General features: G+C 53.4%; 9 protein-coding genes and 1 pseudogene. 6 read left to right on the top strand and 4 right to left on the bottom strand.

Annotation, left to right across the window (positions count from 1 at the left end; all coding sequences use genetic code 11):
• The first annotated feature begins 874 nt into the window (after positions 1-874).
• Positions 875-1,564: a hypothetical protein gene (locus FO268_RS21930; RefSeq protein WP_150995324.1), complete on the top strand. Its 690-nt coding sequence runs from the start codon at positions 875-877 to the stop codon at positions 1,562-1,564.
• A 2-nt stretch (positions 1,565-1,566) separates the two neighbouring features.
• Here FO268_RS21930 and FO268_RS21935 read toward each other — a convergent pair whose 3' ends face one another.
• Positions 1,567-1,899: a hypothetical protein gene (locus FO268_RS21935; protein ID WP_053115231.1), complete on the bottom strand. Its 333-nt coding sequence runs from the start codon at positions 1,897-1,899 to the stop codon at positions 1,567-1,569.
• A gap of 253 nt (positions 1,900-2,152) precedes the next feature.
• Between FO268_RS21935 and FO268_RS21940 the strand changes: the two genes are divergently transcribed.
• Positions 2,153-3,115 (top strand): IS1595 family transposase, encoded by a 963-nt coding sequence (locus FO268_RS21940; RefSeq protein ID WP_041336099.1) that lies wholly within the window; start codon positions 2,153-2,155, stop codon positions 3,113-3,115.
• 793 nt (positions 3,116-3,908) lie between these two features.
• On the opposite strand, the gene FO268_RS21945 is transcribed toward FO268_RS21940, so the two are convergent.
• On the bottom strand, positions 3,909-5,522 hold the full coding sequence (locus FO268_RS21945; protein ID WP_150995325.1) for a methyl-accepting chemotaxis protein: 1,614 nt from the start codon (positions 5,520-5,522) through the stop codon (positions 3,909-3,911).
• Positions 5,523-5,817: 295 nt separating this feature from the next.
• On the opposite strand from FO268_RS21945, the gene FO268_RS21950 reads away from it, so the two are divergent.
• Both FO268_RS21950 and tnpA (FO268_RS23400) read left to right on the top strand, forming a co-directional pair.
• On the top strand, positions 5,818-7,632 hold the full coding sequence (locus tag FO268_RS21950) for a phosphodiesterase (RefSeq protein WP_075195212.1): 1,815 nt from the start codon (positions 5,818-5,820) through the stop codon (positions 7,630-7,632).
• Positions 7,605-8,117, top strand: a complete 513-nt coding sequence (tnpA, locus tag FO268_RS23400; RefSeq protein WP_227716614.1) for an IS66-like element accessory protein TnpA — start codon at positions 7,605-7,607, stop codon at positions 8,115-8,117. Before FO268_RS21950 ends, tnpA (FO268_RS23400) begins: the two co-directional genes overlap by 28 nt.
• Before the next feature lie 66 nt (positions 8,118-8,183).
• Here tnpA (FO268_RS23400) and tnpB read toward each other — a convergent pair whose 3' ends face one another.
• The gene (gene tnpB / locus FO268_RS21965) at positions 8,184-8,519 is read right to left on the bottom strand and encodes an IS66 family insertion sequence element accessory protein TnpB (RefSeq protein WP_053115228.1); all 336 of its coding nucleotides are present in this window, start codon (positions 8,517-8,519) and stop codon (positions 8,184-8,186) included.
• Positions 8,516-8,836 (bottom strand): annotated as a pseudogene (gene tnpA / locus FO268_RS23405) (IS66-like element accessory protein TnpA); the annotation flags it as partial. The gene tnpB and the pseudogene tnpA (FO268_RS23405), both read right to left, overlap by 4 nt.
• A gap of 145 nt (positions 8,837-8,981) precedes the next feature.
• On the opposite strand from tnpA (FO268_RS23405), the gene FO268_RS21975 reads away from it, so the two are divergent.
• Together FO268_RS21975 and FO268_RS21980 are read left to right on the top strand one after the other, a co-directional pair.
• Positions 8,982-10,019 (top strand): IS110 family RNA-guided transposase, encoded by a 1,038-nt coding sequence (locus FO268_RS21975; protein WP_053115227.1) that lies wholly within the window; start codon positions 8,982-8,984, stop codon positions 10,017-10,019.
• Between the two features lie 663 nt (positions 10,020-10,682).
• Positions 10,683-11,414, top strand: a complete 732-nt coding sequence (locus tag FO268_RS21980) for a reverse transcriptase domain-containing protein (RefSeq protein ID WP_150995326.1) — start codon at positions 10,683-10,685, stop codon at positions 11,412-11,414.
• Positions 11,415-11,783: the final 369 nt, after the last annotated feature.

The following is an 11,783-nucleotide window of genomic DNA, read 5'->3' on the forward strand; positions in this document are numbered from 1 at the left end:
CGGACCCTGGGCACCCTTACTTCTATTAAGACTAGCTCGACGGGCGAGAGATTGACCATATCGTTTGCAAACCGTTCTCGTTTAGCTCGCGTCCAACCCTTCGCTCCGCGCTTCCAGCGCCCACTTGAGCGGAACTACGTGTTTCAATGTCAATCTCGCTGCTGTTCTGGATGACCTTGCCTGTGAACGGACTGATCCATCGGCCTGAGACCACCCTACAACGACTTTCGTCTGCAAACCGGACGTTGGTTGTGGATTGGGCAACCAATGCCTCAGCACGGCTGTCCTGACAGTCTCCATCAGCATCATCCCAACCGTGACCAAACGCAGACCGTTCATAGCTACGTAGCCTGCTTTGCTGCTCCTGGGCCTGTCGAACCGATGCAAAAGAGACTCCATCTGGTAGTTTACCACCTGAATCCAAACAGGCATCAAGGGAGTCGTAGGGTTGATAATTCTGGGTTCGCTCATACCAACTGCTTTGCGGTGGATGGCAAAGGCCACTGTTCGACTTTTTTATAACGGACGCATGGGCCGGAACACTGACGAAACCCACTACCAACGAAAAGAAGAGGGGCAGGATTCTTAAAACGCAAACTATGATGTGTAAATGTCCTCTGGGGTGTAAACTTGCCGTAGGGTGCCAACGTATCATCCCCCGCATCCTGACGCCCCATGGACGATGCTCCACTCCAAGGAAATGACAACGACTAACCAACGGTCGGTGTTACGAATTTGCAGCCCAAAAAGGCTGCGAAGTTTATTCACCAGTAACAGTCGCAGCAAGCTGGCATCAGCCTGAGAACAAAGCGAAGACGTTTGCTTGGCTGCCTAATATCTTTAACGTGAATTGAACGGGAAAGATCGACTATCCATGGCTATTAGCTTTTATGAAAAAGGGGAGCTGACCTCTGGCTTCCACGGCTGGCGAGTTGTTGCCACCATCCGAGGCAAACGCTATCAGAAGTATTTCTCTCTTAAGAGGCCGAACACCCGAATTACTCAAGAACTCTGGTACCAATATCAAGAGACCAGGGCCAAGTACTATGAGGCCCGTTACATGGCCCGCTCCGCAGCACTTCAATATTTGGATTTCATTGGGAAAGACCATCCCACAACCCTCCCCTGTCGCGGTGTTGGCTTCCAGGGCATCACGCTTGGCATCGGAAGTGGGAAAAGTGCTGCACAAGAAACCTGCTATTTCTTCGTAAACAAACGAGGCGCTGCCACCAAATTCTACATTGATGAGCGGGCATCTCTTTCTCAGGCATGGGAGCAGGCCGTAAAACATTGGGGAGAAGCGTTCGATATCCGACCCAAAGACATCGCTAAAAAGCTCGAACAGGTTCCCAGTCCTGATCAGTTCAAATCGCTTCGCAAACAACTGAACGATCACGAGGGCTGCGACTATCAAGCCAGCGTCCTCCATCACGTCTACGCCGAACAGCGAAGCCAGCTGGAAAAACATAGGGCTAAGAAAACCACTAGAGGAAAGCTCAACGAGGACGAACTTCTGGCAATGTACGCGAACCTGGAACGCCAGGTGTCAGAGTTCCAGAATTAGATCTATTCAGTGTCGTGGCCGAAGGACCGGCCCAGCGCGTCCGGTTTAGACGACAAAACCCTGACCATCGGCTGTCGTCCTTCCATGACGCCAACAACTCTGCCATCTCCAATGAAAGCCACTACAATGTAGACACCGGAGCCAAGCCGTTTGTAAGGTTCAAGAATCATCGTTCGCCAAGCTTCGATATCCAATAGAACCGACTTTAACCCCGGAACTAATCGTAGAATCCTTCGATCTGCCACGCCGAGCCAATGATAAAGCTCAATACCATCTTCTGTAACGATGCCTACGGTTTGCATTGAAGCAAACGCTTGAAGGGTGGCATATGCCATATTATGTCGGCGACGAAACTCCATCCCCAGCCCGCTAATCCCCGTGCGCCCAGAGTGGCAAACCAGTATGGTCAGATGGCAAATACCGTAACTTTTCCAAAAACAATGCGGACGGCAACCGATGCTAATGGAGAGTGATGGAATGCCTCCGACTCAATATTGTATAGGCAAGGCTATGTTGGCTTCGGCTGTTGGTACACTCTGATAGTACTGTATATACTACTGTATAAACAGTCCTTCGGTGGAGTGCAACATGAAAAAAGCTGACCTTAGTGCCCTCGAAAAGGCCTTGGCCCACCTCCCGGTTGATCTCAAACAACACCTTGCCCATCAGCTTCTTGGGCAGATCAACGCTCAGTCTCACACTTTGCTTGAAGCGGCCAGATCTCACCGCCGATGCCCTCGTTGTGGATATGAGCACGTCGTCAAATGGGGGCGTTCCAGTGGGTTGCAGCGATATCGATGCCAGAGCCTGACTTGTCACAAGACCTTTAATGCCGTCACAGGAACATCACTGGCCAGGCTGCATCACCGCAACAAGTGGTTTGATTACCTGAGATGTATGCGAGACAGCCTGACCCTGCGGGTATCGGCAGTTCGAGTAGGCATTGATTTAAAGACAGCTTTTAGGTGGCGTCACCGTTTTCTAACAGCCAGTGCAAATGCCAACGCGAATGCCCTCTCCGGCATTGTCGAAGTGGATGAAACCTTTTTTGCCGAGTCCTGCAAAGGCAAGCGCAACATCACGCATCGCAGTTCCAGGAAGCGTGGCGGGCAAAGTAACAGGAAGCATAAAGCGGATAAAATCCCGGTACTTATTGCACGGGATCGCAACGGTAACATCAGCGATCTGGTAGATCCTGCATTAAACAAACCGACGGTTCATGCTTTTCTGACGCCGATTATCAATCCTGACTCGATTCTATGTTCAGATGGCCACAGCTGGTATAAAACCTTTTCCAGAGAGCACGGCATTGCCCACCACCGACTGGTTACACTCGATAATCAGCGAGTGATCGGGAAGGAATACCACATACAGAACGTCAACAGTTATATGAGTCGATTGAAGGGCTGGATGGCGCGGTTTCATGGGGTTGGAACGGCATATCTGCCAAGCTATCTGGCATGGCGGAGGCTATTTGAGCGCGCTCAGCCCTCCGAAGAGGCTTGGCTCCGAATTGCGATCGGCGCAAACCAACAGCCAATGCCAACATAGCGATATGCAAACAGTATTCTGCTGTGCCTGATTCAATAGGTCAAGATTGGGTCGATCAAAGGGGAAAAATTGTGACAAGCGCGGGTGGTGCCAAGTCTCTCCCTGGCGCGTCACACCACTTGGCAGGTGTCGCGTTTGCCTGGCATCCGTGCCGGCGTTGAGTCCCGGTCGTCCTGACCAACTGACTCGGCCCCAACCCTATCATTGTCAATGCAGGATTCGTGTGAGATATACCTTAGAGCTGCGTAGGATCCTGAATTGGGCGTGGCGGCGACTGTCTGACCAGGGATGAGGAGGATTAACAATCAACCCGTTTCGCAAGATAGGCTCTACCGACCTTCCTTGTATCGAGTCTAATCTACCGACATACTCCTGAAGTCGTTAAGTGCGAAAGACTCAGAAACAACATTTAAACAATGGATCAGCCAACTGGTCATGCCGCTATAGCGTGGTCGGAAATTGACACAACAAATTATCCTGTAGGTCGCAAAGCGGACATTCAGATTGGAAGATCACCCTCGATGCTTAGCGGCCGGTTTGGAGGTCCGTTAGGGGCAGGGCCGAAATTTTCCAATTCTGGACGGATCTGAAACGGGGTCAGGGTCAGAATTCAAGAGCTGGCGGGCCAAAAACCTCGACGAGTGGCCGGTTTATAACCGTCCCCAGTAACGCGGTAGAACTCCATATTTGCACAGTGGCGATGTCACAATTCCGTGACGGCGAAACGTTTGTCGATTGCTGAAAAGTACTAAGAAGTGCGGGAGCAGATCCGGCTTTGATGGCTCTACATACTTCAATCAACAGTTATCCGGAAACGGCCGGTGAGATCACTCATCAAGTGCGCTTTCTGCTTCAAACCCAAACTTATCTCTCGGCTACCAGCCACATGTTGGCTAACTGTCGCCGCATGGGCATCAAGCGCCACAAACCGCTCACCCACACGTTCAATTGCCTCACGTTGCAGCGAGAGCGCCTCATTAATTGTGACACTCCGCCCCTCCAGATCCGAAAACCAGTGGTTCATCGAGACAAGATGACCTTTAAGATCGTCAAGAGTCTGCCGGTTATCATCACCGGCCTCCGTCATTTCAGCTATCAAGTATTCAACACCCTGCACGCCCTTAACCAGATCAGCTACCCATTGCCGTGTTTCATGAGTGGAATCGGCAGTGCGTTTCGAAAGTGTTCGAACCTCATCAGCAACAACGGCAAACCCGCGTCCATATTCGCCCGCCCTTGCTGCCTCGATTGCTGCATTAAGGGCCAGCAAATTCGTTTGCTCAGCTATGTCAGCAATTACCCCGATCACCTTCTCGATTTTCGAGGCCGATTCCGTCAGATCTTGTATCGCCCCGGAGACCCGACCAATGACCTCTACAGTGCGCTCTACCGCCGTATCACTTTTTATTAAGCTGGACTGAATGTCCGAATTTGCCGTCACGGCCGCCTGAACAGCTTCAGTGGATTCACGAGTCGATGCCTCAATGGTGGAAGCCTGATCTGCCATCGCCTTCATTGAGTCTGTCACATCTTGAATCTGATGCTGTGTCGTTTGAGATGCTGACTCCAGGTCTCCCGCCTGGATACCGAGGCGATCAGATCCCTCGTTGATACTTTTTGAAGCTTCCCTTATTTCTTTGATGAACCCTTCAAACCGACCGACCAGCCGAATCAGAGCTGCAGCAACTCCTGCGACTTCGTCAGACCCGGCCAGACCCGGCGGATTGGCCAAATCCGAACACTCATCCATTCTCTGGATATCCCGCTCGATCCGCTGCAGCCTCACAATGACTGTTTGCCTCAGCCAGAGCGTCATCAGAACAATGACCGCCAAAAAGGCAACAGATCCGATAATCAGCGAAACCTGTTGGCGGTCGAGATACCCCAGTAGCTCATCAGATTCCTCAGCGATATGAGTGCGACTTCCCTCCTTGCGATCGTTGATGCTCTCAAGCAATGGCGACAGAGCAGCAAATAGTGAAAAGTCCACCGTTTTACCTGCCTGATAGTAACTCTTCTCCTCGATTCCTTCCGCGAGTTCTTCTAGGTATACAACCACCGCTTCGTGGATACTTTGGTTATCTTTTGCCCAGGCACTCAGCTGTGCACTTCGCTGAATCGCGCTCCACTTAGCAGGAATAGACTCTGCAAGTGACTCGTATTCTTCGTTGATCTCACCCCACAGCAGTAACTGACCTTTGATTTTGAAAGAAAGGTCCTGCACAAGCCGCAGGTCCTGCTCCAGATCATCCAGTAACCAGGCTTCATGCATGCGATTCTGGATCAAATCTTTTGCGGCGTTTTCCGCCTTTCCAATAATTGACCAGGACAACAATGCAAGTGCCAAGAGCGCAAGGACCGAAAAAAATGAAAAGAACAGTATTCTACTTCGAACGGTTTTGAGCATGACGCCACCACATATTAATGATGGCTATAAGGCTGCAGATCGATTGTGACATTCTTGTTACTTTAGCCACATAACACTCTGATTTAATAAATTAATTTACAAAAAATAACATCGATTAGCACACGACTTCAGCATCACTGAAATATTTCGGTAATGTTTAGCGAGGAGTATGTGAATGGCATGAAGATACTTGGCACAACCGGATATGAGCCATTCGAATCAGTAGGTTTGGGATCTGCGACGGAGCGACAAAATTTGGTTTCCCGAAGCCGCACTCACATCCAGGAGTGACCTAATGCAGGACTGCCTCAGTCAAGAACTGAATCGCTTGTTGTTGACAGAAGACATTACGACACTTCTACAACCAATCGTAAACATTAATAGAAAATGTGTGTTTGGTTTTGAGGCACTGAGCCGCGGACCTTCGGACAGCCCCTTGCACACGGCCCCAATGCTGTTTGAAACAGCAGAACGCTGCGGCCAGACGCTAGAACTGGAAACGCTCTGTCTTCGCACCGCTGCACGCCATTGGTCCGGTCATGGCACTCCGCTGAAACTTTTCGTCAATATCAGTCCGGCCAAGCTGATGCCTCCAGAATTCAACCCGACGCAACTGCAGGAGCTTTTGTTGGCGAACGGGCTGAAGGCATCAGACATCGTTATCGAACTCTCTGAACGCTACCCCACTGCCGATCCTTCAGAGCTTTTGAAGACACTGGTATGGCTGAAAGCAGAGGGCTTTCTCATTGCTATCGACGATCTTGGAAGTGGATATTCCGGATTAAAACTATGGTCCGAGCTGAAGCCGGACTTTGTGAAAATTGACCGGCACTTCATTCGTGATATTCAGGACGACCTCATCAAGCGCGAGTTTCTGCGGTCCGTTATAGATTTGGCAGACCGATTGGGCTGCAAATTAATCGCAGAAGGGGTCGAAACGGAAGCAGAATTCCGGGTTGTCTCGGAGCTTGGCATTGCACTGGTTCAAGGTTTCCTTTTCGGTCGACCAAAACCGATAGCTACAGCCTACCTCGACTCGCTGAACGATCATGCGGCCCTTGCGTCCAAGCCACCCCGGAGAGAAAAGGAAATAGCAGGGCTCTTGTGTCGGTACATCGAACCCGTCACTTCGGAATCGACACTGCGAGATGCATGGGAGCGGCTCCAGAGTGAGCCTGACGTGTTCGCTTTGCCGGTGGTGGATAACGGCAGGCCGCTTGGCCTGATCCATAAGTGGAGGATTATGGAAACTTTCAGCACGCCTTACGGCCGGTCGCTTTATGAGCGGCTCCCAGTTTCCAATAGACACAGTGCAGATGCATTGGTTGTGGATTACGAGGTGCCACTAAACGAAGTGAGCGAAAGGCTGATTAATGACGATGCGCACTATCTCAAACAGCATTTCATTGTTGTCAAGAATGGAAAGTACGCCGGCCTGGGAGCCACGCGCTCGCTGCTCAAACACATCACCGAACAAAAGATCGAAAACGCACGCTACTCAAATCCACTGACCTTCCTGCCAGGCAATGTTCCCATACAACAGACTTTGGTTGCCCGAACGGAAGAAATGCGCGCCTTTTCACTAATTTATTTCGATATCAACATGTTCAAACCTTTGAACGATGTCCTCGGCTACCGGGTTGGTGACCAGGTAATAGTTTTGCTGGCTGAGCTTTTGAAAGAGGTATTCCATGCCAGTGATGACTTTGTCGGGCACATAGGTGGGGACGATTTTGTCGTCATCAGCTCTTCGTCCTCAGCTAATTATAATGCTGGTACCGTACAGTCACTATTCGCCGAACGAAGCCGGCGCTTTTACAGCGATTGCATACTGAAAAGCGGGTTTATTGAATCCGAAGACCGAAACGGCCAGCCCTGCCGTTTTCCACTGGTATCTCTGTCAGCGGGCACTGTAGAGGTAGGCCCCGACGAGAAGGTGACGGCCGATCAAATTTCAGAACTCGCCAGCTTCGCCAAGACAAGGGCCAAAGCCTCACCGAACTTCCGTTTTGTGGTTTTTTCAAGGGCCCGATCCGGTGAGCGATCGAAAGGATCGCAAGACTCAGATGGGTCGTGTGTGTCATGCGTATTGGGGGAAGTGCAGAATTAAGCGTAAACAAACCCTACCAACGCCGTCGCCGGTTTTCTCGGGAATCCAAAGCTCAGATTGTTGCCCAGTGCCAGGAACCCGGTGCTTCGGTTTCCCGGATCTCATTGGATAACGGTCTCTACGCCAACATGGTCCGGCGCTGGATGAAGGACGCGCAGCAAGCGGATAAAACACCAGCAACGCCAGGATTTGTTCCGGTTAATCTGCCTGTGGCAACTGCTTTATCGGGCAACCCATCGGTCTCGGACAAGCGTAGTACCATCCGCATCGAGTTGTTCACTGCGCCTGGCGTACTTGTGACGCTTGAGGATGGCTACTTCGTGGGTCAGCTTCTCGATGATGGCGTTGCTGCGCACCAACTCTCGCTCCTTCAGGCCCAAGACTTGATCCTTGGCGTCCAGAGAGTCCATCAGTTCCGTCGCCAGGGCACGGAGCTGATCGGCAGAGAGTTGGTTGATGTCGGGGCGCTGAGTCACGCCCCCTAGTATGCCAAGTCCCTGTGCGGCAAGCGATTCGCGGTTCTGGCTATAGCGGTACTGCGGCACTTGTGGTTACAGGATGGAGATGACGCCTTCCGCGCCAATGCGCTGCCAGGGCAGGCCCTGAACCCGCGCTGATAGCTGTTCCTCGGTCAAGCGCAGCTGGTCACCGCGCCAGGTTTCACCCCAGTGGAATTTGCCCCGGTTCAGCCGGCGGGCACACAGCCAGATACCCAGACCATCGTGGATCAGCACCTTCATCCGGTTGCCCAGTTTGTTGGCGAACAGGTAGGCGCAATGGGGTCTGGCTGAACCGAACACCTGAATAACCCGGGCCAGGGCCTTGTCGGGCCCCGCCCGCATATCCAGCGGCTCAGTAGCCAGCCAGATCTCGTCGATGCGAATCATCCCAGTAGATCCCGCAACAGGGCAGCACATTGATGCGCCTGCTCCGCAGGCCACTCAACCACAACCGCACCGCCGGTGCGGGGAATCTCGATGCGGATGGTGTTACGTTTATGGTTGGCCCGCGCTGAGGTTGCCGCTGGCAGATTAACAGGTACGAACCCAGGTGTTGTCGCTGGTGCTTTAGATCTTCGCCGTGCTTCGCTGATCCAGCGCCGGACCATGTTGGCGTTGAGACCGTTATCCAGGGAAATTCGGGAAACGGAGACGCCGGGCTCCAGGCACTGCGCGACAATTCCAGCTTTGAATTCCCGGGAAAACCGGCGACGGCGCTAGTAGGGTTTGGTTACGCTTAAGTCGTTCATGTTAAGTGATGAGATGGACGCCTCCCCTCCCGAATCGGCGTCAATTGCGCCAGACTTGAGTGTGTGAAGTCCAAGTCGAAGGATAAAGGAGGCGTCCACCATGGATATTAAGATTCTTGGGATTGATCTGGCAAAGAATGTCTTTCAGCTCTGCGCACTTAGTCCGCATGGCAAGGTGCTGTTCAACCGAGCGGTGAAGCGACCCCGGCTGCTCGACGAGATGCGGCAATTGCCGCCAACCCTCATCGCGATGGAGGTCTGTGGCGGTGCTCACTACTGGGGGCGGCTGTTCCAGGCCCTCGGGCATCAGGTCAGGCTGATCCCGCCGCAGCACGTGAAGCCCTTCGTCCGGGTGAACAAGAATGACGCCGGCGATGCGCTGGCGATCTGTGAAGCGGCGACCCGCCCCGGGATCCATTTTGTTCCTGTAAAGCCCCTGGCTCAGCAGGATCTGATGCTGCTGCATACGGAGCGCCAGCGCTATGTCCAGCAACGCACCGCCATCGGTAACCAGATCCGCGGGCTGGCCAGTGAGTATGGTGTCATTTTTCCGATTGGCCTGAGCGCTTTGCGTTCCGCCTTGCCCGGCGCCCTGGAAGACGCCGAGAATGGATTATCCCCTGTCGCGCGCCAGTGCCTCGCCAGGCTCTATGACGAACTCAAGCATTGGGACCATCTAATTCGTCAAGTGACCCGGGAGCTCAATGCCTTGGCAAGACAACAGCCGGCCTGGCTAGCACTGCAGGCGATCCCAGGTGTGGGTCCGCTGGTCGCCTCGGCCTTGATTGGGCGCATCGGCAACGGACACCAATTCCGCACCGGGCGCCAGTGCGAGGCCTGGATTGGCTTGGTACCGCGACAGCGTAGTAGCGGTGGGCACCAGCAGCTCTTGGGAATCACCAAGAATGGCGACCGCTACCTCCGCACCCAGCTTATCCACGGAGCGCGAGCGATCACTACCGGTTGCGGCCGTTGGGGCTGGGATCACCCATTGGCACGCTGGGTCAACCAGCTCCGGGAACGGCGCGGCTTTAACAAGGCTGTCGTGGCACTGGCAAACAAACTGGCCAGACTGGCTTGGGCGGTCTTGTCCAAAGGAGAGGCGTTCGATATGAGAAAGGCGTTTGCAACACCCTGAAATGCAGTGCTCACCCTGTGAGTTTGCAGTACCCGATGAAGCAACCGGTCATCCGTCCTTGCCAGAACCTGAAAGTGGACAAGCGTTGACTCAAACCGCTTAAGTGTCTAGGTGACAAGGCACGGAACTCATCGAGGCGCGGCGGCTAAAGCCGCCATCAAGACGCCGGATATATGTCCGCGAACCACCGCTTCATCACAAGCTACCCGTTGACTACGGGGAGACGTCCATAAATGTCCACTAGAAAATAAGTGGACACTATCCTGACGGCGGCAGCGCCTGGCTCAAGATGGGATTACCGGCCGCTTAGTACGCCAGGAAAAGCTGGCAAAAGATAGTGGGTGAAAGTCCCGCACGGGGTAAGGCCTAGCCAGCTGCCCCGGCCCCGAGTCATGCGCACCCGATCGCGAGGTCGCGTGTGAAGTGTTGACAGGGGAAACCATGGGCTCGGTATTGAGCTGCGAAACCCAATTCTGGAGAGCGGATGTTGTTAAGCGAAACAGAACGCAACAATCATCTCAGCGCGATGGCAAGCTGTGGTGGCACTCCACGCAGTCGTAGACCCGGTGCACGTGGCGACGTCTTTTGTACGGAACCTGGGAGGTCTCACCCACCCCGGCATAGCCGAGGCGACTTACCGAAGGGTAACACCGCAGGATGAGTATGAACGTGGGTGAGAAGTCGGATCCGGTCGTAGTACCTGAGAAGATCTCGAGCAACGGTGCGAAGGTACCTGCGGAGAGATTGGAGGAAAGGACCGGACCCAAGGGAAACGGTCAGCGAGCCGCCGCAGTCTGGACTCAGAGCCAGGTCGCTGCGTCGCCCGGTTTGCTGACCGTGCGCCAGGCGGCGCAACGGAAGAAAGAAACTCGCTTCTCTGCGTTGCTACATCATGTTGATATTCCGCTGTTACACCAAAGCTACTTTGCGCTCAAGCGCAGATCGGCCGCTGGTATAGACGGAGTGACATGGGAATCGTATGGGAGCGAGCTAGACGCGAGGTTAGAGAATCTCAACCGCCGTATCCACAAGGGGAGCTACCGAGCCAGACCCGCAAGGCGGGTTTACATTCCGAAGGCGGATGGTTCGACAAGGCCTCTTGGCATCCAGTGCCTGGAAGACAAAATTGTTCAACAGGCAGTGGTGTTCGTCCTGAATGCGATCTACGAGCCGGACTTTATGGGGTTCTCCTATGGTTTTCGGCCGGGTCGAGGACAACACGACGCACTGGATGCGGTACAGGCGGGACTTTATAGGAAGAAGATCAACTGGGTCCTGGACGCAGACATCCGTAAATTCTTCGACAGCATGTTGCATGAATGGATGATGCGATTCCTGGAGCACCGCATCGCGGACAAGCGCAATAGAGGGTTGGCAGACAAACGTGAAAAATAGCCCAAAAACACTCTCAACCTATTGAACTACTGGTTTTTTGGTCACCCAACCCCAGAGTTCATGCCATTCTGGCCGATAAGCGGAACTTGGCCTTGTTGTCAGCCCCGCAGACTCTACTAAACTGGGGACTGACCATAGCGAATGCGGATTGCTTGGAAGACGCCGCGCCGAAGACCCGGCTGGTGTCGAGTGAAGATGCTACGGCGTTGTGGAGCGCTTGGCGCCAGCTTTTTTAAGCCGGTTGCCGGTCACGCAGCAAGGGTGTCCACCAGGGCGACAATACGCTGAAGGCCTCCTGTCTCTGAAGAAGTGAGGAGTTACCTGTCTCACTGGAAGGAGAGGTTCCTTAGCTGGCCTCGGAATCCGCGT

This window comes from Marinobacter denitrificans (assembly GCF_008795955.1).
GTDB lineage: Bacteria > Pseudomonadota > Gammaproteobacteria > Pseudomonadales > Oleiphilaceae > Marinobacter > Marinobacter denitrificans.

What these genes read in the sequence shown, in the direction of transcription:
- FO268_RS21930 (WP_150995324.1), top strand. Translation starts at nt 875, where the DNA reads ATGGCTATTAGCTTTTATGAAAAAGGGGAGCTGACCTCTGGCTTCCAC.
- FO268_RS21935 (WP_053115231.1), bottom strand. Translation starts at nt 1,899, where the DNA reads ATGGCATATGCCACCCTTCAAGCGTTTGCTTCAATGCAAACCGTAGGC.
- FO268_RS21940 (WP_041336099.1), top strand. Translation starts at nt 2,153, where the DNA reads ATGAAAAAAGCTGACCTTAGTGCCCTCGAAAAGGCCTTGGCCCACCTC.
- FO268_RS21945 (WP_150995325.1), bottom strand. Translation starts at nt 5,522, where the DNA reads ATGCTCAAAACCGTTCGAAGTAGAATACTGTTCTTTTCATTTTTTTCG.
- FO268_RS21950 (WP_075195212.1), top strand. Translation starts at nt 5,818, where the DNA reads ATGCAGGACTGCCTCAGTCAAGAACTGAATCGCTTGTTGTTGACAGAA.
- tnpA (WP_227716614.1), top strand. Translation starts at nt 7,605, where the DNA reads ATGCGTATTGGGGGAAGTGCAGAATTAAGCGTAAACAAACCCTACCAA.
- tnpB (WP_053115228.1), bottom strand. Translation starts at nt 8,519, where the DNA reads ATGATTCGCATCGACGAGATCTGGCTGGCTACTGAGCCGCTGGATATG.
- FO268_RS21975 (WP_053115227.1), top strand. Translation starts at nt 8,982, where the DNA reads ATGGATATTAAGATTCTTGGGATTGATCTGGCAAAGAATGTCTTTCAG.
- FO268_RS21980 (WP_150995326.1), top strand. Translation starts at nt 10,683, where the DNA reads ATGAACGTGGGTGAGAAGTCGGATCCGGTCGTAGTACCTGAGAAGATC.